Below are 18,589 nucleotides of genomic sequence, written 5' to 3'. Positions count from 1 at the left end.
CGGCGCGGGCGAGGATTCGAACCCGCGCTGATCGACAGGCGACAAGCCGCCTCAGACCCGCGCGTTGATGAGCATCGCGCGGGCATGTTCGAGCACGCCGAAATGCGCGTAGTCCATGCCGAGGCCCGACTGCTTGGCGAAGGGCAGCGGCAGCGAGGCGTTGTAGGCGCCGTGCTGGTTGACCCATGCCGAGCCGCTCTCCAGCCGCGAGGCGAGGGCGATGGCACGGTCCACGTCGCCGCTCCACACCGAGCCGCCGAGGCCGTATTCGCCCTCGTTGGCAAGCGCGAGCACGGCGTCCTCGTCGGTGAAGGGCATGATCGGCAGCACCGGGCCGAACTGCTCCTCGTCCACCAGCGGCATCCCGGCGGCGGCGCCTTCGACGAGCGCGGGGGCCATGAAGTAGCCTTTGGTCCCCGCCGCGAAGGGCTGCTGGTGGACGGTGCAGCCGCGCGCTGCGGCGTCGTCGGCGAAGCCCTTCACGCGGTCGAGCTGGGCCTGGCTCTGGAGCGGTGCCATCGTCGTCGCGGCGTCGAACGGCGATCCGGCGGCGGCGTTTTCCATCAGCATCAGCAGGCGGTCGCGGACGGCGCCGTAGAGCTTCTCATGGACGTAGAGCCGCTTGATCGCGGCGCAGAACTGCCCGGCGTTCTGGAGCGAGATGGCATAGGCGCAGGCGGCGACGTCGGCCGGGTTGGCATCGTCGAGGACGATCGCGGCGTCATTGCCGCCCAGTTCCAGCGTCAGCTTCTTTAGCGTCGGCGCGGCGGCGGCGGCGATCAGGCGGCCGGTGCCGGTCGATCCGGTGAAGGAGATCTTGGCGATGCCGGGATGCGAAGCCATCGCCGCGCCGACCGAGGCGTCGCCGGTGATGGTGTTGTAGACGCCCGCCGGGAACACCTCCCGCGCAAGCTGGCCCATGAACAGCGCCGAGAGCGGCGTCTGCGGGGCGGGGCGCAGGACGATGGTGTCGCCCGCCAGCAGGGCATTGGCGATCTTGGCGACGGCGAGCACCACCGGTGCGTTCCACGGGGCGATGGCGCCGACGACGCCGAGCGGACGGTGGACCAGACGCGCGCGCAGGCCGGCGCGGTCGTAGACGGTCTCGGGCAGTTCCTGCGCGGCGATGGTGCGCACGTAGTCGACCGAGAAGAACACCTCGGTCCAGGCGCGGCGCAGCGGGCGGCCGGTCTCGGCGGCGATGATGAAGGCGAGCGCCTTGCGGTTGCGGTCGAGCGCGTCGGCGAAGGCCTCCAGCCGCTCGCGCCGGGCGCTCCACGACAGCGCGGCCCAGCCGGGGAAGGCGTCGCGCGCGGCATCGACGGCGGCATCCACGTCGGACACCTTCGCCTCGGGGCATTCGGCGATGACCTCGCCATCGGCGGGGTGGACGACCTCGCGACGGTCGGCGGCGACGTCGCGGTTGGCGATCGTCTGCTGCAGCCGCAGCGAGGCGATCCAGCCGGACACACTCGCGGGCACTTCGCTGTAGATCGTCTCGGCTTCCTGCATCATCGTCGTCGCGCTCCCTGTTGGTCCTTCGGGGCTACCATGGCGGCGGGAGGTCTGACGCGCGCGCTTGGCGCGAGTGCTCGCACCGCGAAGAGCGCCTGCGACGAAGCGTCCGGAGTGCGGGCGGCGGTGCTAGGCGGAGCCTTCGACCTGCCTCGTCATTGCGAGCGCAGCGAAGCAATCCGGCGTCGCGGGCCGACCGTGGATTGCTTCGCTGCGCTCGCAATGACGAGGGGACAGGCACAGGCGATGACGCCCGGCTTCCGGGCGCAAGACAGGAGTTACCCCATGCACGGCGCCTTCATCCTCACCACCGTCATCGTCGAGAACGCCGAGGCCTTCGCCGAATATCGCACCGCCGTGGCGCAGGTGAACGCGAAGCTGGGCGGCGACATGCTGGTGCGCGGATCGGTGCGCGAGGTGCTGGAAGGCGAGGCCGAAGTGGGCGAGATGGTCGTCGCGCTGGGCTTCGCGGATGCGGAGACGGCGCGCGCCTACATCGCCTCGGAAGACTACGCCGCCCTCGCGCCGCTGCGGGCGAGGGCGGGGCGGTTTCTCATCAGGGTGGTGGGGTAGTTCGGGGCCACTGCACGGCCTGACCGTATTTCCCCGAAACATTGCTCGTCATCCCCGCTTTCGCGGGGATGACGATGATGAAAAGTCAGGCAAAGGAGAGGTGGGAGAGCCCCGCCTCAACCCCGCGCGTCCAGGAACTCGCGCATGGCCTTGGCCACTTCGACCGGGCGTTCCTGGTGGACGAACGAGCCGGTCTCGGCGAACTGCACCACCTTCGCGTCGTGGCGCATGGCCTTGCCGGTCTCGACGTATTTCACATAATGGCCCCGGTCGCCGTAGATGAACAGCAGCGGCGCGATGGTGCGGCCCAGTGCGGCCTGCGTGTTGAGCAGGCCGACGCCGCGCTCGCAGGGGCGGATCCAGCGGTCGGCGCGGGCGCGGCTGGCGTCCTGCTCGATGTCGACGGCGGGGACCAGCGTGCCGAACCCGGCGGGACCGCCCGCCGCCGCGCGGGGAACCGGGCGCCAGTCGGCGGTATAGGTCTTGGGGTCGCGCTTGGCTTCCTGCGCGGCAAGTCCGGCGCGGTCGTAGCCCGAGAAGAGGCTGACGCTGGCGAGCACCAGCTTGTCCACCCGCTCCGGCCAGAGTGCGGCGATCTCGGTCGAGACGACGCCGCCCAGCGAATTGCCCGCGAAGCTGGCCTTCGCGATGCCGAGTTCATCCAGCGCGGCGAGCAGCATCGTCGCGGTCTCGGCCACGTTCTGCACGTAGGGCGGCGGGCCGATCATCGTCGAATCGCCGTGGCCGGGCAGATCGAAGGCGATGACGCGGCGCTTCTCGCCCAGCAGCGGCGCGACCGCGCGCCAGTCGGCCGCCCAGCCGCCGAGCTTGTGCAGCAGCACCACGACCTCGCCGTCCTTCGGTCCCAGCGCGTGCCATGCGAGGCGGCCCCCGGCGCGCTCGACGAAGCCGTGCTCGGTCCATGCCCCGGCAGGTTGTGCAGAAGTGGGGGCGGTGGTGGCGCGTGCGGTTCCGGCCACGACCGGAAGGGCGGCGGCGGTGGCGATCAGGGTGCGGCGGTTCAGGGTCATCGGTGCTCCTTGCGCCATGTCTGCGCGCGCAGGGCGGCATTGGCGGAAATGTCGGCCCAGAACAGGGCGATGTCATGCATGTGCAGGCTGCCGTTGGGCAGTGGCGGGGCCTCGACGCCGGGCGCGGGGACCACGCGCAGCACGCCGTCCTCGCAGCGCGTGGCGGCGGGGTGGGGGACCGGCGGCGCGGGCGGACGGCCCTTCTGCGCGACCGGCACCATCCCCTTGCCCTCGGCCGCAAGCGCGGCGGGGCGAGCGGCATCGAAGGTGATCGGGTTGATGCAGACGATAGTGGGATCGCGCCGCGGCACCGCGTAGTCGGCGACCGAGCGCTTCGCCCACGCGGTCACGTCGGCGCTTTCGGTAAAGCCGTTCCACGAGACGAGGCAGCGGGTCTGCGTCGGCGTCAGGCACGGCGGCACGTCGAGCGGCAGCGTGCCCGCCGGAATGCCGATGCCGGGCAGGTAGGCCGCGACGAGCCGCGCCGACAGCGGCGTGCCCGCGATCTCCTGCTTCAGCAGCCGCAGCCCCAAGAGCGCGCCCTGGCTGTGCCCGGCAAGGATGAAGGGACGCCCGTGGCTCTGCGCAAGGTACGTGCGGAAGGCGCGGCGCACGTCGTCGTAGGCGATGTCGTAGGCCGCCGCGCCGCGTCCGTCGCGCTCGACGAAGGCATGGCTGGAGGCCTGCCGATACCAGGGCATGAAGCGGCGGCAGCAGGCGTCGAAGGCGCTGACCTGCCGCGCGGCGACGCTGGCGCGGGTCCACTCGCGCGTGGCGGCGTCGTCGATCCGCTGGTTCCAGTCCTGCGACAGGAAGGTGGTGGGGTGGACGTAGAACACGTCGACACCGCGCGGCGACCGCGCGGTGTCGTGGAGCGCCCAGCTTTCGGGCCGGGCGTAATCGGGCGCCGGTCCGGCATCCGCCTCGGGAGACGCCGATGCGAAGGCGGGACCGGCAAGGGTTATACCGACAGGGGTAAGCGACAGTGCGAGTATCGCTCCCCTGATCGTCATCAGAACTGCGCCTCGAACGTCGCGCCGACGACGCGGCCGTTGCCGATGAAGCCAGTGGTGAAGGTCGTCGAGGGGACGAACTCCGGCTCGTTGACCGACGAGATCACGTAGCGCTGATTGAACAGGTTCTTGGCGAACAGCGCCAGTTCGTAGCCGTCCTTCTTCCAGCCGATGCGGCCGTTGACGAAGGTCTGCGCGGGCACCTTCTGGAGTGCGATGGCGTTGGTCGCCTGCTCCGAACGATACGACATGTCGGCGTGGAGGTAGAGCTCCGAAGTCGCCAGCGGGATCGTGTAGGTGCTGGCCGCCGAGATCTGGTGCGCCGAGATGCGCGGGATCTCGAACCCGCCCACGTCGATGCCGGTGCCGACCTGCGTCAGCCCGCAGACCGCTGCCGTCGGGCAGATGCGCGAGGAGCTGTAGTCGACGGTGCCCTTGTCCCAGGTCGACTTGTTGTAGTTGTAGCCGAAGCTGACATCCCATTCCGGGGTCGGGCGGAACGCGGTCGAGAACTCGAAGCCCTTCACGCTGGCCGAGCCGATGTTGGTCACGGGGTTGACCTGCCCGGTGATCGAGGACGGCACCGAAAGCTGCACGTCGGTCCAGTCGATGTAGTAGGCCGCGACGTTGATGACCACGCGCCCGTTCAGGAACGCGTTCTTGCTGCCGATCTCGAAGCTGGTGTTCTTCTCCGGCCCGTAGGACTGCTCGCTGACGACGGCGGTGTTGTTGAAGCCGCCCGACTTGGTGCCGCTGGCGACGACCGCGTAGAGCATCTTGTCGTCGTTCCACTCCCAGTTGCCGGTCACGCGGTAGGTGCCGTAGGAGAAGTCCTGCTTGGGCGCGAGGACCGCGTTGGTCAGGCGGTTGGTGTAGGTGCCGTCCTTGTCTTCCCAAGTCCAGCGGCCCTGCGCTTCGAGGCTGAGGGTCGGGGTGATCTTGAACGTGCCGAGGCCGAAGACAGACTTCATCGTCGTGTTCTCGATGTTCTCGAGGTTCAGCGACGGGGTGGTCTGCGCGTAGCCGTAGCCGACCTTGACCGTCTGGTTGGCCTTGCGGTCGTACCAGTAGCCGCCGATCGCCCAGTCGAACAGCGTATTGCCGTAGGATTCGAGGCGCAGTTCGCTGCTCGCCTCGCGCACGGGGCCGACATAGGGCTGCGTGAAGCGGCGCTGCGCGGTGGTCAGGGTGCCGCCGTAGGAGTTCAGGTGCTGGTCCTGCAGCGCGTAAGTGTCGTACTTGGCGTAGGAGCCGGTGTAGCGCAGCGCGACCGGGCCGAAGTCATAGCCCATGCGGCCGATGACGAGGTTGGTCTTGCGCTTCGAGTAGGAGCCCGGATCGACGTTGACGGCGTCGGGCGCCTCCAGCGTGCCGCAGGCGAAGCGGCGGTTGCTGCCGCCGCGGTTGGGCAGGACCACGGGCGAGATCGTGCCGCCGCAGTCGTTGGTGAACATGTAGTTCGCGCCGCCGTCCAGCTTGTCCTGGTAGTGGTAGTAGAACAGGTTCGCGGTGAGGCCGGTGCCCGGATCGAAGTCGATCATGCCCGAGCCGGAGATCTTGTAGTCCCAGCCGCCGAGGTTCGATCCCTGCACGTTCTTGATGGTGCCGCCGAAGTGCGAATAGGTGCCCACCGCCATGACGCGCAGCGAATCGGTGATCGGCGCGGAGATCTTGGCGGCGACCTCGTACATGTCGTCAGTGCCGACCGAGGCCTTCACGCGGCCCGAGAGGTGATCCTCGGGACGGGCGAGCACGTAGTTGATGGCGCCCGCGAAGGCGTTGTTGCCGTAGAGCGCGCTCTGCGGGCCCTTGATGACCTCGACGCGGGCGAGGTTGAACAGGTCGATGTCGAGGTTCGACTTGGCCGAGAGGTACACCCCGTCGAGGAACACGCCGACGTTGTTGTCGAACGTGGTCGAGGTGATGTTGGTGACGCCGCGCATGGCCGGTGCGGCAAGCCCGCCCGCGTTGCCCGAGTTGAAGGTGACGCCCGGCGTCATGCGCACCACGTCGTCGAGCGACTGCGCGCCCGCCTTGACCAGCGCGTCCTGCGTGACGGCGGCGACGGCGGCGGGGATCGACTGCAGCGTCTCTTCGCGCTTGCGGGCGGTGACGACGATGTCGCCGCCGACGGCAGCCTCGTCCGCGCCCGGCGCTTCCTGCGCGAATGCGGGGGTGGCGATGCTGGTGGCGAGTGCGATGGCGACGGCCGAACCGGCCATCCAGAAGGTCTTCATGGTCTAGCTTCCCCCCTTGCGGGCTATTTAAGTCCGGCTTCAGCGGCCGGTGTTGATCTGGCGTCCCCTTGCTGTCACACCGCCCGGCGGGTCCAAATGCCGCGACGTGCCGATTGTCGCTGTGCGAATAGGCGAGGGCGGTTTGCTGGCTCAAGTGCCAGGCGCATGGCAACCGGGCCGCAGCAAGATTGGAGAGCGAGCGATGCAGTTCAGCCTCGGTCAGCGCGGCCGCGCGCTGATGGATTTCGAAGTCACCACCCGGCTCGCCGCCTCGCGGCTGCAGCAGCAGGTGGAGGGCGAACTCGCCGAAAAGGGCCTCGGCGCCGAGGATCTGCCCGAGGACATGGAGCAGCGCCATCGTGCGATCGATTCGGCGCTGGCCGATTCGCCCGCCTACCAGGCCCGCGCCCTGCTGGGCGAATGGACCGCCAAGCAGCACGGCCGCGCCGCCGAGCAGGCCTTCGCCGAGATCGAGGGCACGCTCCTGCCGCAGCTCGAAGCGCTGCGTGAGGGCGGCACCACGATCACCCAGCACGATTTCACCGCGCCGAACTACTGGTCGAAGGTGTGGTTCCACCGCACCCGCGGCGGCTGGGACGCAGGACCGTGGAACGGCTTCATCCATGGCGAACTGGTCCACAAGAAGTACGTGTCGAAGGTCTTTCCCGGCGACATCTACGGCAACCGCCGGGCGGTGCTGCGCAGCCTGCCGCGCGACGACTATGCCCGCATCCTCGAAGTCGGCACCTCGTCCGGCCACCATGCCGTCGCCATCGCCGAGGTGTTCCCGGACGCGAAGCTGACCGGCATCGACCCGTCGCTCAGGATGCTGGAGCAGGCGCAGCGCGTCGCCAACGAGAAGGGCCTCGCCTGGGATCTGCATACCGGCATGGGCGAGGACATGGCGATGTTCGCGGACGCCAGCTTCGACCTCGTCACCGCCTATGCCATCCACCACGAGATGCCGATGAAGGCGATCGAGGCGATCTTCGCCGAGGCATTCCGCGTGCTGGAGCCCGGCGGGGACATGGTCATGGCCGACGTCGCCCGAACCCAGAGCCTCGACCGCATGACCGCGTGGCGCTTCGACTGGCTGGCGCGCTGGGGCGGGGAGCCGTTCTGGCGCTCGACCGCGCGGCTGGACATGGAGCCGATGGCGCGTGCGGCGGGCTTCGTCGACGTGCGCGGCTGGCAGCCCAATCCGGGGCGCGACCCCTACATCATCTACGGACGGAAACCCGCATGAGCGAAGACGACGTGATCCTGTCCGCCGGGCCGACCGGCGGCGACATCACTGCCGAGCGCCAGATCCTGCCGCCCTCGCGCATCGACGACGTGGCCGAGGCGGTGCTGGCGCTGGCGCGCGAGCTGTGGGTGGTCGCCGACCGCCAGATCGTCACCGAGGCGCTGCTGGCGCGGCATGGCGTGACGGCAGCGGAGATCGACGCCTTCCAGCCTGACGCGGAGACCGAAGCGCGCCTCGACACGCGCCGCCGCCAGATCGTCGACAACCTGCTGGTCGCGCTGAAGGCGGGCTGAGCTTTCGCCGTGCTGCTCGACACGCGAGCACCACGGCATCGACCGTTAGCCTACCGCCGCTTGCCCGCCCTAGACCTGCGCCGTCCTTGCCGGGCGAGGTGGCAGGCCCCCGTTTTACCCCAGTTTCGCTTCGCCCCGAACGCATGAAAGAGGTTCTCGCGATGGAATACGATTACGTCCCGCTCCCGCAGCGCAAGCCGCTCAAGTGGCCGAACGGCGCGCGCGTCGCGCTGATGCTCACGTTCAATCTCGAGACCTGGGATCTCACCAAGGACACCGACAAGCCCTATTACGCGGGCGGCCCGGCGATCCTGCCTGACATCCTGCCCGGCAACGTGGCGGACTTCCCGAACTACAGCTGGCGCGAATACGGCCAGCGCGTCGGCATCTGGCGCCTGTTCGACCTGTTCGACGAACTCGGCGTGCCCGCCACCTGCACCACCAACGCCGTCACCTTCGAACGCCGCAAGGCGATGACCGACGCCGTGCTCGAACGTGGCTGGGAACTGCTGGCGCACAACTGGGAGCAGGGCGAACTGCTGACCGGCTTCGCCAACGACCCCGCCAAGGAGCGCGAGATCGTCCTGCGCAGCCTCGAACAGTACGAGAAGTTCACCGGGCGCAAGGCCAAGGGCTGGCTCTCGTCGTCGCTGCGCGGCACGCTCCAGACCCCGGGCATCCTCGCGGGTGAGGGCTGCACGTTCTACTGCGACATCATGAACGACGACCAGCCGTACCTGCTGCGCACGGACAACGGCCCGATCGTCTCGGTCCCGTACTCGAACGAGATCAACGATTTCACCTTCATCACCCGCAAGAACTTCACCACCGACCAGTTCCGCGACGCGCTGATCGAGGAACTCGACGTCCTCTATGCCGAGGGCGAGAAGACCGGCCGCATCATGAACGTCGGCCTGCACCCGCACGTCTCGGGCCGGGCCCATCGCGTCCGGGCGCTGCGCGAGTTCATCGAGCACGCGAAGTCGCTCCCCGGCGTCTGGTGGGCCACCCGCGAGGAAATCGCCGCGTGGTATCTGGAGAACCACGAGGACCACATTCCGGGCCAGCTCGGCTGATGTCCGGCCTTCCGCTCGTCATTGCGAGGCCCGCAGGGCCGCGGCAATCCGGGGCGGCGCTGCAAGGCGCTGGATTGCTTCGCTGCGCTCGCAATGACGGACGGGAAGGGGTGCATCCATGAGCGCTCCCGGCCACGTCGCGCGCCTGCGCACCCGGCTGGGCGAGCGCGCCACGCGCGGGCTCGTCTCGATGCCCGGATGCTGGGACGCGCTGACGACGCTGTTGGTGGAGCGCGCCGGGTTCGAGGCGGGCTTCGTCTCGGGCGCGGGCCTGTCGATGGCGATGCTCGGCCGCGCCGACCTCGGGCTCGTCCCTGCTGACCGCGTGGTCGATGCGGTGGCGCTGATGCGCGACGCCAGTGATCTGCCGCTGCTCGTCGATGGCGACACCGGCTTCGGCAATGCCCTGACGCTCCAGCGCTTCGTGCGGATGCTCGAACGCGCCGGTGCAAGCGCGGTGCAGGTGGAGGACCAGACCTTCCCCAAGCGCTGCGGCCACATGGCGGGCAAGCAGGTGGTGCCGCTCGACCAGGCGGTCGGCCGGGTGCGCGCGGCGCTCGATGCGCGGGGGGACATGCTCGTCGTCGCCCGCACCGATGCGCTGGGTGTCGAAGGGCTGGCCTCCGCGCTCGACCGGGCCGAGGCCTTCCTTGCCGAAGGGGCGGATGCGGTCTTCGTCGAAGGCCCGCGCACGATGGGCGAACTGTCCGAAGTGGCCGGGCGCTTCGCCGCGCGGGTGCCGCTGGTCCACAATCTTGCCGCCGGGGGCGTCTCGCCCACCGACGACGAACTGCGGCTGGAGCAGCTCGGCATCGCCGTCGCGCTTCATCCGCTGCTGCTGATGGGCGGCCTCGCCACCGGAGCGCCGCGCTGGCTGGCGCGGCTGGGGCAGGACCGTTCCTCCGCCGCCCTGCGCGCCGAGACCGGCGTGCTGAACGATCTCAACGAACTGACTGGCGCCACGGCGCTGCTTGACCAGGGAGCACTCTATGGCTGCTGAGCCGCACGAACTCGACAGCGACTATGCCCACGCCGGTTTCGGCGGCGGGCTGGAACCCGGCAAGCGCCCCGCGCTGCTGCTGGTCGACATGGTCATGGCCTACCTCGATCCCGCCTCGCCGCTCTATGCGCAGGGGGAAGAAGCTCTGGCGGCAGCGGTGCGCCTGGCCGAAGCCGCCCGCGCCTCCGGTATCCCGGTGATCCTCACCAATGTCGAATACCGCGACGGCACCGAAGGGGGCATGTTCTTCCGCAAGGTGCCGGGCCTGAAGAACTTCATGGCAGGTTCCCCGCTCGGCGCGTTCCCCGATGAACTGGCCCCGCAGCCGGGCGACCGGGTGCTGACCAAGTTCTACCCTTCCGCCTTCTTCGGCACCGCGCTGGCGCCGATGCTGGTGGCAGAGGGCGTCGATACGTTGCTGATCGGCGGCTATTCCACCTCGGGCTGCGTGCGCGCCACCGCACTCGACGCGCTGTGCCACGGCTTCGTTCCGCTCGTCGTCGCCGATGCCTGCGCCGACCGCGCACGGGGGCCGCACGAGGGCAACCTGTTCGACATCCGCGCCAAGATCGGCGAGGTCATCGACGCCGATGCCGCGCTCGGCGTGATCGCGGCGGCAGAGGCCGCGCGCGCCTGATGCCGGAACTCGGCTTCCACCACGCGGCGATGTCGGTGCCGGACATCGATGCCGCCGCGCGGTGGTATGCCGATGTGCTGGGCTTCCGCGAGGAAAGCCGCTTCACCATCCCCGGCGGCACGCAGGCGATGTTCCTCGAACGTGATGGCCTGCGGATCGAGCTGTTCCAGGTCGTCGATCCCAAGCCGATGCCCGCCGACCGCCTCGACCCGCGCGAAGACCTCAAGACCTTGGGCAACAAGCACGCGGCGTTCACGGTCGCCGACTACGACGCCTTCCGTGCGGACCTGATCGCGCGCGGGATCGAGATCGTGCTGGAAGTGGGCCAGACCTTCGGGCGCGGCCTGTTCATCCGCGACGGCGCGGGCAACGTGATCGAGTTCCTCGAACGCTAGGAAACGGTCAATGCGCGCGTTCGAAGAACAGCATCCGCACCGGCCTGCCTGACAGGTTGACCCAGCTCTGCGCGCCGCCGCGCTGAATGACGAGACAGCCCTTCCGCAGCATCATCTCGGTATCGTCGAGAAGCAGGGTGATCTCCCCGTCGAGCACGATCCCGTAATGGACGGCATCCGGCTGGTGGTCGCCCCACGGCGAGATCTGGCGGTCCTCGTGCGCGGGCAGTTCGACGAACCGGATGCGTGACCGCAGTCCGGCGAGGTCTCCTACCGGGTTGCGTTCCAGTACGCCGAGGGTGACGCCCTCAGGCGATCTGCCCGATGGCAGGGAGGGCGCCGCGACGCCCGAATGGCCGACCGCGAGTTCCCGGCCGATCGCCAGCAGATCGTCGATCACCGTTTCCACGCAGGTTTCCAGCGCGCCGGGACAGTGGCTTTCCTGAACGGGGGCAATGAACCGGTAGCCGCGCCCGGCGACCGTGGCGATGAACTTCGCCGCGCAGGCATCGTCGTCCAGCACCTTGCGCAGCGAGGCCATGTTCACCTTGAGGTTGCCGTCGTCGACCGTCGTCGTCGGCCAGGCGCGCGCCATCAGCTCGGCCTTGGACACGATCTCACCCGCGCGTTCGACGAGCGCCGTCAGCAGGTCGAGCGCGCGGCAGCCGATGCGTACCGCAGTGTTCCCGTGCATGAGCATCTGACGCTCGGGAATGAGCATGAACGGCCCGAAGGCGTATTTGCGCACGTCTCGCATGGATGCCTCGCCAATCCTCACGTCCACCCCGTCGTCGTCTCGGCGCCCGGAGCGGTCCGCGTTTCCTGATGTCCTTTCCGATAGTGCCGCACGTTCATGGCCAAGGGGCCTTGCGAGGTCTGGGGACGCGCCCGCTTCGCGGTGCCTTGCGCCCTGTGTTCCTCGGCAGAGGCCTGATCCGATGACCTGCCCGTCCGGATGTCGCATACGTGGTTTACCGTTCGGCAACATCGCGCCGCAATTCGCAATAGGTTGCCGGTTTCTAGCCGATGGTCGGATGCCGCTGTACTTTGGTCGAGTCCGACTTTGGGGCTAGTTGGACAGACGGAATTCGATCCCGACGGTGCGCGGGGGCGTGATCGTGGCGCGGGGCGTGCCCAGAACGACGAACGCGTGGCCGATGTAGCGCTCGTTGGTCAGGTTCTTGCCGAAGAGCGCGACCGACCAATGCCGGTCGTTGCCGGTCAGTGCCAGCCGTGCGTTGAACAGGTTCGTGGGATCGCGGGAGAAGGCGCGCATCTCGCCGGGCTGATGGTAGATGCGGCTCATGTACTCGTATTCGCCGCGCACCAGCAGTTCGCCGATGCCCGGCAGCGGAAAGCGGTTCTGCGCGCCGAGCCCCAGCTTCACGTCGGGCGCCCGGTTCAGCCGGTCGCCCGCGTAGTCGATCAGGGAAACCGGATCGATGAACCGGTCGTAGCGGGCATCGAGGAGGGCGGCTACCGCCGTCAGTTCCATGCGCGGCGTCGGCCTGGCGTTGACCTCGAACTCGGCGCCGTCGATGGTGGCGGTTGCGGCGTTGCGCACGATCAGGAAGCCGAACGCGTCGCCCGTGCGCACTTGCAGGTTCCGGTAGTTGTAGTGGAACGCGGTCGCGTTGACGCGCAGGCGTCCGTCCAGCCATTCGCTCTTGATGCCGCCTTCGAAGGCCTTGAGCGTTTCCGGCTCGAAGACATTGGGCGCGGGCTGGGTAATCAGGCTGACCGAGGTCGATCCGCCGCTCTTGAAGCCTTCCGAGTAGCTTGCGTAGAGCAGCAGGTCGCGGTTCGGGCGATAGTCGATGCCCACGCGCGGGGACAGGTTCGACCATGTCGTCTTCTGTCGCGACTGCGGATAGGAATTGAACAGCGGCGGCAGGTCGACGCTGAACTGCTGGAGGAAATTGAAACGCTTGGTTTCCGTGCTCCAGCGCAGGCCGCCGTTGATGTCGAGCTTGTCCGAAATGTGGAAGGTAGCCTGCCCGAATGCGGCGAAAGCCTCGGTCCGGTTCGATGCCGTGATGTATTGCATCGTCGGGCTGGCGACACCCGGGACTGCGGTGAAGTCCAGGTAGATCGGATTGAAGGTGTGGGCGGCTTCCCGGAAGTAGTAGAGGCCGCCCAGCCATTGCAGCCGCCGCTCGCCGACCGTGCTGATGCGCAGTTCCTGGCTGAACTGCGAGGTATTGTCGTGCTGCTCGTAGCGGATGAGGTTGGCGGCGCTGGCATCGGTGTCGATGACGTTGAACAGTTTCGCTTCCCGGTAGCCGGTGATCGATGTCAGCTCGAAGTCGCTGAGCCGGTGGACTGCGGTGAGCGCAAGACCCCAGAAATCGCGGTCTTCGCGCGGCCCGGCGTCGACCGCGATGCGCTTTGGATCGAAGTCCGGCGCGCTGCTGTTGTGGACGATCGCGGCCATGTCGTGAAAGCCGCCGTCCGCGTCGAGGCGGATGTCGAGGTCGGTCGTCGGCTGCCAGCGCAGCGCGCCGCGGATGGTCAGCGACTTCTCGGGATCGAGATCCTCCCCGGTCGGTACAAGCCTGGTGTAGCCGTCGTGCCGGCTCGCGCCGATGGCGAGCTTGCCCGAAAGCGCCGGCGCGAGCGGGCCGGACACGAGCGCCTGGACGCCCCATGCATCGTAGTTGCCGTAGCGCGCGAACCCTTCGTACTCGAACGTATCGCTTGGAGCGCGGGTGATGACGTTGATCGCACCGCCGGTCGCGTTGCGGCCATAGAGCGTGCCCTGAGGTCCGCGCAGAACCTCGATCCGCTCGACATCGACGAGGTCGAACAGGTTCATGTAGGAGCGCGCCAGATAGACCCCGTCGAGATAGACCGCGATGGGCGCATCGGCACCGATGCCGAGGTCGTTCTGACCGACGCCGCGGATGGAGATCGGGACCGCGCCCTGGCCTTCGTTGGTGCCCATCGTCAGGCCCGGCGTGAAGGTGACGATATCGCGCAAGTCCCGCGTGCCACTGCGCTCGATCTGGTCGGCGGTATAGGCGGAGATCGCCAGCGGCGTGTCCTGAAGGCGCGTCTGCTGCCGGGTCGCCGTCACCACGATGTCGTCGCGCGGTTCTTCGGCGGACTGGGCGAAGGCCGACGCTCCGTAACCCAGCGCCCCGCAATGGATTGCGAGCCATCCGGCGATGGACATCGGGCTGGGAAGCCCTGGCGATCTGTGCATCATCTGCCCCCGAACAGAACCGCCGCAGCCGAAGCGACAGCACCCTCTGACCCCGCGATGGACCGCGCTCACGGATCGCTGCACATCGCGAACGCCTGCAACCGGCTCCGATGTTGCCGCCGGTCGAGATTCACTATAATTCGCGTACTGCCAGCCGATGCCGACCTCAATCGGCACTTTGGGCGTCCGTTTCTCGACCAAGGTCGTATCACGATCGACCTTGGTCGAGGTGGATGCCTCAATGGGGGATCGGTAAGCTCGCGCGACGATCCGGTCCGTTCGCCGCGAAAGACCGGACACATGTTGCGAGAGGCCTTGCGTGAAAGCCGACGTGCCGCCCTCCTCTTCCGCCGCCGACGGGGATGTCCGGTGCCTCTCCGATATCGAACGGCTGAACCGGCTGGCGATGACGTGGGCGGAGCTCGATCCTACCGCCATCGTAGGCAGCGCGCTTGATACGTTGCTGGACATGCTCGCGCTGGATTTCATCGGCCTGCGCTTCAGCGATGGTGCGCACGTCTTTCTCCGGGTCGACGACACTTTCGCGCGCGAACATGCTCACGATGCGATCCTGGGGATCGCGACGCGGAAACTCGACGGTGGGGTTCGGGACGAGCCGGTCACATGCATGATGGGCGGAGCAGCCATCCGCGTGCTGCAGCGTCGGCTGGGTACCGTCCACAGCCTCGGCACGTTCATCCTCGGATCGCGCCGGGCAGGTTTTCCCGACCGGAACGACCTGCTGAGGCTGGATGTCGCCGCAGCGCAGGCCGGACTCGCCTGTCGTGAGGTCCGGGAGTTCAGCGACCGGCAGCCCCCTGACGACGATCGCACCGAACGGCCTCTGGGCGAGGCGCTGGCCGAAAGCGAATGGCGCCTCAATCTCATCATCAACACCATTCCCGCGCTGGCTTGGTCGACCACCGCCGACGGCATGCTGGATTTCTGTAACAAGAACTTTCTCGATTATGTCGGATACACGTTCGAGGAACTCAGCGGGCTGGGCTTCTATCCCATTTTCCACCCTGACGACCTCCCGCACATCCTCTCCTCGTGGCAGGAGATCATGGCTTCCAGGCAGCACCGCGAGGTCGAGGGGCGGATCAGGCGGGCGGATGGCGAGTATCGCTGGTTCACCATGCGGCAGAATCCCTTGTTCGATGTCGATGGCCAGGTCATCAAATGGTACGGCGTCGGCTCCGACATCGAGGATCGCAAGCGTGCCGAACATGCTTTGAAGGAAGTCGAGGCGGCTCTGCAGGCTAGCGAGCAGAACCTGAACCTCATCATCAATTCGCTTCCTGTGCTGGTCTGGTCCGCCCGCCCTGACGGCAGCGCGGATTTCGTCAACCAGAGCTGGCTGGATTATGCCGGAGTGCCGGTCGAGGAACTGCTCGACTGGGGTTTCGTGAAGCTCTTCCATCCCGATGACGTCGATCGCATGCTGCTCATGTGGGGACGTGATCTGGCGACTGCCGAACACACCAGGCTCAAGGGGCGCATCCTGGGGGCGGACGGGCGCTATCGCTGGTTTCTGTTCTCGGGGGGCAAGGTCACGGAGGCCAATGGCGTCGTCCGGTGGTATGGCGTCAATGTCGATATCGAGGATCTGGAACGCGCTGAGATTGCCCTGCGGGAAAGCGAGGCGGCGCTCAAGGAGAGTGAGCGTCAGCTCAATCTCGTCGTTCATACCATTCCCGCAATGGCGTGGTCGGCGATGCCCAATGGCATGCTGGACTTCTGGAACCGGCATTTCGTCGAATATGTCGGCCTGTCGATGGAGCAGGTCCGCGGTTTCGGATTCTACCAGATATTCCACCCGGACGATCTGGAATACCTGCGTGCAAGCTGGGAAGAAACGCTCTCCTCGAAGACGCCAAAACCGGTCGATGGCCGGATCAGGCGCGCCGACGGCGAGTATCGCTGGTTCACGTTGCGGCAGGCGCCTTTGCTCGACGCGGAGGGCAACGTCATTAAATGGTTCGGCGTGGTGTTCGAAATCGAGGATCGCAAGCGCGCCGAGATCGAACTGCACGGGGCCAAGAATGCGCTGTTGGCGAGCGAGGCGCGCCTGAACCAGATCATCAGTTCGATACCGGGGCTCGCCTGGTCGTCCGATGCCAATGGCGCGACGACCTTCTGGAGCCAGCGCTACCTCGACTATGCGGGTCTGGCCATCGAGGAGATTCTGGGTTTCGGCTTCACCTCGCAGTTCCATCCGGACGACCGTGAGCATTTGATGGAAGTCTGGGACGATACCCTGAAGTCCGGCCTTACCGGCGAGGCGGAGGGGCGACTGCGCGGAGCGGACGGCCAGTATCGCTGGTTCCTGATCCGGGCGAGCCCGTTCTTCGATGCCGACGGCAATCTGACGCAGTGGTTCGGGGTCAACATCGACATCGACGACCGCAAGCGCGCCGAGGAGCAGTTGCGCCAGAGCCAGAGCGATCTCGCCCACGTCACCCGGGTGATGACCATGGGCGAGCTTGCGGTTTCGATCGCGCACGAGATCAACCAGCCGCTCATGGCCATCGTCACCAACGCGGGAACCTGCCTGCGCTGGCTCGATGCCGGGCAACTGGACATCCACATGGCCCGCAAGGCCGCCGAGCGCATCGTGCGGGACGGCCATCGTGCGGGCGACATCGTGGCCTCCATCCGCGCGCTCGCGCAGAAGTCCGTCGCGCGGATGGAGGCGATCGATCTCGAGGCCGTGATCGATGGCGTCGTAGACCTGCTGAGGGGCGAGTTGCAGCGCCGCAAGATCGTGTTCGACACCGACTTCCATCGGAGCGGAACGATGGTGCTCGGCGATCCCACGCAGCTGCAGCAGGTAGTTCTCAATCTCGTCATGAACGGGGCAGAGGCGATGTCGCAGGTGGACGAGTCATCCCGGCGCATCGTCATTCGTGCGGATATTATAGGAAAATCTGCCCAGATATGCGTACTGGATACGGGAACAGGACTAAGCGGCGAGACTCGCGACAACATGTTCGAAGCCTTCTACAGCACCAAGCCCAAGGGCATCGGCATGGGCCTTGCCATCTGCCGCTCCATCGTCGAAGCGCACGGGGGGCGGATCTGGGCGTCGGACAACGTGCCGCAAGGCAGCGTCTTCACATTCACCCTGCCATTGGCGGACAGGCCTGCGCTCGTCGCGCCGGGTATCGATGGAGCGAGCGATGACCGGTAGGCAGGCAATGGCGGACCGGATCGTCGGCATCATCGACGACGATGAAAGCGTGCGGGAGGCACTGGGTGGGCTGTTCCAGTCAGTCGGGCTGGGCACCGAGTGCTACGGTTCGGTTCACGCTTTCCTCGCGGCCGATGGCCTGCGGCGGGTTGGGTGCATCGTCCTCGACATCCGCCTGCCGGGTCAGAGCGGCCTCGAATTCCAGGAAGCGCTGTCGCGAAGCGAGGTCGCACAGTCGGTGGTGCTCATCAGCGCGCATGTCGACGTGCAGATGGCGGTGCGCGCGATGAAGTGCGGCGCGGTCGACGTCCTGCCCAAGCCGGTGCGCGAACAGGACTTGCTGGAGGCGGTCAACCGCGCGCTCGACCGCGATCGAGACCGACGCCTCGCGGCGGACCGTAACGCGGCGCTATGTGCGCGCTATGCCACCCTTACGGAGCGCGAACGACAGGTGATGGGGCTGGTCGCTGCCGGGATGCTCAACAAGCAGATCGCCGATCGCGTCAACGTCACCGAGGCGACGGTCAAGCTGCATCGCAGCCAGGTGATGCGCAAGATGGAGGCCGATTCCGTGCCCGATCTGGTCCGCATGTCGGACCGCCTCGCCGAAGTGGAAAAGGCTGCACGGATCTGAAAGAAAATGGAGGCCCGAGCCGGAATCGAAACCGTAAAATAAATACTGGTAAAACAGATGGTTACCTATTTTTCAGGCAAAGAAATCCATCAATTATACCATCATTTTCATCATTTTGGCCGTTCAGCGCGGTTCGATTCTCGTCGTACTGTTGTAATTATGCAACGAAAATAAATATGCAATGGAATCAATATGATGGTCAAATGAGCCGTTGTGTTACGTCTTTTGGTTTTCGAGCTCGGCGAAAGTCCCAATGCGAGAGAGTTAAAGTGTCAAACTGCTGCCCGATCTGACATGCTGGCTCGGTAGCGTTTTTGCGTGACGTCTCGCTAAAAATCATTGGCGATTGCTCCCATCTGGTCCCAGCGGATATCGGGGCAGCGCCGCAAGCTACGCGATGCCTATGCCGAGTTCGAACCTCGTGGTTCGAGGCTCTCCTGTTTTGCGTCGGTATATCTTAAAGGCAAAAGGCAACATGCCTGCTGAATTACCAAAGGTATTTCTGGTGCACAAACACTGGAATCAGGGTTAAGCGTTATTG

At 66.7% G+C, this 18,589-nt stretch carries 15 protein-coding genes; 9 read left to right on the top strand and 6 right to left on the bottom strand.

Annotated features, from left to right (window positions below; genetic code table 11):
• Window positions 1–51 precede the first annotated feature (51 nt).
• Window positions 52–1,515 (bottom strand): aldehyde dehydrogenase family protein, encoded by a 1,464-nt coding sequence (locus tag LO787_RS13025; RefSeq protein WP_232491450.1) that lies wholly within the window; start codon window positions 1,513–1,515, stop codon window positions 52–54.
• A gap of 285 nt (window positions 1,516–1,800) precedes the next feature.
• On the opposite strand from LO787_RS13025, the gene LO787_RS13020 reads away from it, so the two are divergent.
• The gene (locus LO787_RS13020; RefSeq protein ID WP_232491449.1) at window positions 1,801–2,088 is read left to right on the top strand and encodes a DUF1330 domain-containing protein; all 288 of its coding nucleotides are present in this window, start codon (window positions 1,801–1,803) and stop codon (window positions 2,086–2,088) included.
• Window positions 2,089–2,204: 116 nt separating this feature from the next.
• Here the strand turns inward: LO787_RS13020 and LO787_RS13015 are convergent, their stop codons facing one another.
• Genes LO787_RS13015 through LO787_RS13005 form a run of 3 tightly spaced genes read right to left on the bottom strand, consistent with a single transcriptional unit; the run spans window position 2,205 to window position 6,369 of the window.
• Window positions 2,205–3,119 (bottom strand): alpha/beta fold hydrolase, encoded by a 915-nt coding sequence (locus LO787_RS13015; protein WP_232491448.1) that lies wholly within the window; start codon window positions 3,117–3,119, stop codon window positions 2,205–2,207.
• A complete protein-coding gene (locus LO787_RS13010; RefSeq protein ID WP_232491447.1) occupies window positions 3,116–4,132 on the bottom strand; it encodes a DUF3089 domain-containing protein in 1,017 nt (338 codons plus the stop codon). The genes LO787_RS13015 and LO787_RS13010 overlap by 4 nt, the downstream gene beginning before the upstream one ends.
• The gene (locus LO787_RS13005) at window positions 4,132–6,369 is read right to left on the bottom strand and encodes a TonB-dependent receptor (protein WP_232491446.1); all 2,238 of its coding nucleotides are present in this window, start codon (window positions 6,367–6,369) and stop codon (window positions 4,132–4,134) included. The genes LO787_RS13010 and LO787_RS13005 overlap by 1 nt, the downstream gene beginning before the upstream one ends.
• A gap of 202 nt (window positions 6,370–6,571) precedes the next feature.
• Here LO787_RS13005 and LO787_RS13000 point away from each other — a divergent pair, with 202 nt between their 5' ends.
• From LO787_RS13000 to LO787_RS12975, 6 genes are all read left to right on the top strand, one after another.
• A complete protein-coding gene (locus tag LO787_RS13000) occupies window positions 6,572–7,615 on the top strand; it encodes a class I SAM-dependent methyltransferase (RefSeq protein ID WP_232491445.1) in 1,044 nt (347 codons plus the stop codon).
• Window positions 7,612–7,908 (top strand): hypothetical protein, encoded by a 297-nt coding sequence (locus LO787_RS12995; RefSeq protein ID WP_232491444.1) that lies wholly within the window; start codon window positions 7,612–7,614, stop codon window positions 7,906–7,908. Before LO787_RS13000 ends, LO787_RS12995 begins: the two co-directional genes overlap by 4 nt.
• A gap of 143 nt (window positions 7,909–8,051) precedes the next feature.
• A complete protein-coding gene (locus tag LO787_RS12990) occupies window positions 8,052–8,984 on the top strand; it encodes a polysaccharide deacetylase family protein (RefSeq protein WP_232491443.1) in 933 nt (310 codons plus the stop codon).
• A gap of 118 nt (window positions 8,985–9,102) precedes the next feature.
• The gene (locus LO787_RS12985) at window positions 9,103–9,984 is read left to right on the top strand and encodes an isocitrate lyase/PEP mutase family protein (protein WP_232491442.1); all 882 of its coding nucleotides are present in this window, start codon (window positions 9,103–9,105) and stop codon (window positions 9,982–9,984) included.
• Window positions 9,974–10,621, top strand: coding sequence for an isochorismatase family protein (locus LO787_RS12980; RefSeq protein ID WP_232491441.1), 648 nt, complete (start codon window positions 9,974–9,976; stop codon window positions 10,619–10,621). The genes LO787_RS12985 and LO787_RS12980 overlap by 11 nt, the downstream gene beginning before the upstream one ends.
• Window positions 10,621–11,016 (top strand): VOC family protein, encoded by a 396-nt coding sequence (locus LO787_RS12975; RefSeq protein WP_232491440.1) that lies wholly within the window; start codon window positions 10,621–10,623, stop codon window positions 11,014–11,016. Before LO787_RS12980 ends, LO787_RS12975 begins: the two co-directional genes overlap by 1 nt.
• A 7-nt stretch (window positions 11,017–11,023) precedes the next feature.
• Here LO787_RS12975 and LO787_RS12970 read toward each other — a convergent pair whose 3' ends face one another.
• Both LO787_RS12970 and LO787_RS12965 read right to left on the bottom strand, forming a co-directional pair.
• Entirely contained in the window at window positions 11,024–11,773 is a 750-nt protein-coding gene (locus tag LO787_RS12970; protein ID WP_232491439.1) for a winged helix-turn-helix domain-containing protein, read from the bottom strand.
• A gap of 312 nt (window positions 11,774–12,085) precedes the next feature.
• Entirely contained in the window at window positions 12,086–14,191 is a 2,106-nt protein-coding gene (locus LO787_RS12965) for a TonB-dependent receptor (protein ID WP_232491438.1), read from the bottom strand.
• Between the two features lie 349 nt (window positions 14,192–14,540).
• Here LO787_RS12965 and LO787_RS12960 point away from each other — a divergent pair, with 349 nt between their 5' ends.
• Both LO787_RS12960 and LO787_RS12955 read left to right on the top strand, forming a co-directional pair.
• Window positions 14,541–17,414, top strand: coding sequence for a PAS domain-containing sensor histidine kinase (locus LO787_RS12960; protein WP_232491437.1), 2,874 nt, complete (start codon window positions 14,541–14,543; stop codon window positions 17,412–17,414).
• Window positions 17,404–18,048: a response regulator transcription factor gene (locus LO787_RS12955; protein WP_232491436.1), complete on the top strand. Its 645-nt coding sequence runs from the start codon at window positions 17,404–17,406 to the stop codon at window positions 18,046–18,048. The genes LO787_RS12960 and LO787_RS12955 overlap by 11 nt, the downstream gene beginning before the upstream one ends.
• The last annotated feature ends 541 nt before the right edge of the window (window positions 18,049–18,589 follow it).

The organism is Novosphingobium kaempferiae (assembly GCF_021227995.1).
Lineage (GTDB): Bacteria > Pseudomonadota > Alphaproteobacteria > Sphingomonadales > Sphingomonadaceae > Novosphingobium > Novosphingobium kaempferiae.
This window is presented reverse-complemented; position numbering and strand designations above follow the sequence as displayed.

Coding starts and splice junctions, on each gene's coding strand:
- LO787_RS13020 (WP_232491449.1), top strand. CDS start 1,801: ATGCACGGCGCCTTCATCCTCACCACCGTCATCGTCGAGAACGCCGAG.
- LO787_RS12980 (WP_232491441.1), top strand. CDS start 9,974: ATGGCTGCTGAGCCGCACGAACTCGACAGCGACTATGCCCACGCCGGT.
- LO787_RS12965 (WP_232491438.1), bottom strand. CDS start 14,191: ATGTCCATCGCCGGATGGCTCGCAATCCATTGCGGGGCGCTGGGTTAC.
- LO787_RS13015 (WP_232491448.1), bottom strand. CDS start 3,119: ATGACCCTGAACCGCCGCACCCTGATCGCCACCGCCGCCGCCCTTCCG.
- LO787_RS13025 (WP_232491450.1), bottom strand. CDS start 1,515: ATGATGCAGGAAGCCGAGACGATCTACAGCGAAGTGCCCGCGAGTGTG.
- LO787_RS12955 (WP_232491436.1), top strand. CDS start 17,404: ATGACCGGTAGGCAGGCAATGGCGGACCGGATCGTCGGCATCATCGAC.
- LO787_RS12995 (WP_232491444.1), top strand. CDS start 7,612: ATGAGCGAAGACGACGTGATCCTGTCCGCCGGGCCGACCGGCGGCGAC.
- LO787_RS13005 (WP_232491446.1), bottom strand. CDS start 6,369: ATGAAGACCTTCTGGATGGCCGGTTCGGCCGTCGCCATCGCACTCGCC.
- LO787_RS12975 (WP_232491440.1), top strand. CDS start 10,621: ATGCCGGAACTCGGCTTCCACCACGCGGCGATGTCGGTGCCGGACATC.
- LO787_RS13010 (WP_232491447.1), bottom strand. CDS start 4,132: ATGACGATCAGGGGAGCGATACTCGCACTGTCGCTTACCCCTGTCGGT.
- LO787_RS12970 (WP_232491439.1), bottom strand. CDS start 11,773: ATGCGAGACGTGCGCAAATACGCCTTCGGGCCGTTCATGCTCATTCCC.
- LO787_RS12985 (WP_232491442.1), top strand. CDS start 9,103: ATGAGCGCTCCCGGCCACGTCGCGCGCCTGCGCACCCGGCTGGGCGAG.
- LO787_RS12990 (WP_232491443.1), top strand. CDS start 8,052: ATGAAAGAGGTTCTCGCGATGGAATACGATTACGTCCCGCTCCCGCAG.
- LO787_RS13000 (WP_232491445.1), top strand. CDS start 6,572: ATGCAGTTCAGCCTCGGTCAGCGCGGCCGCGCGCTGATGGATTTCGAA.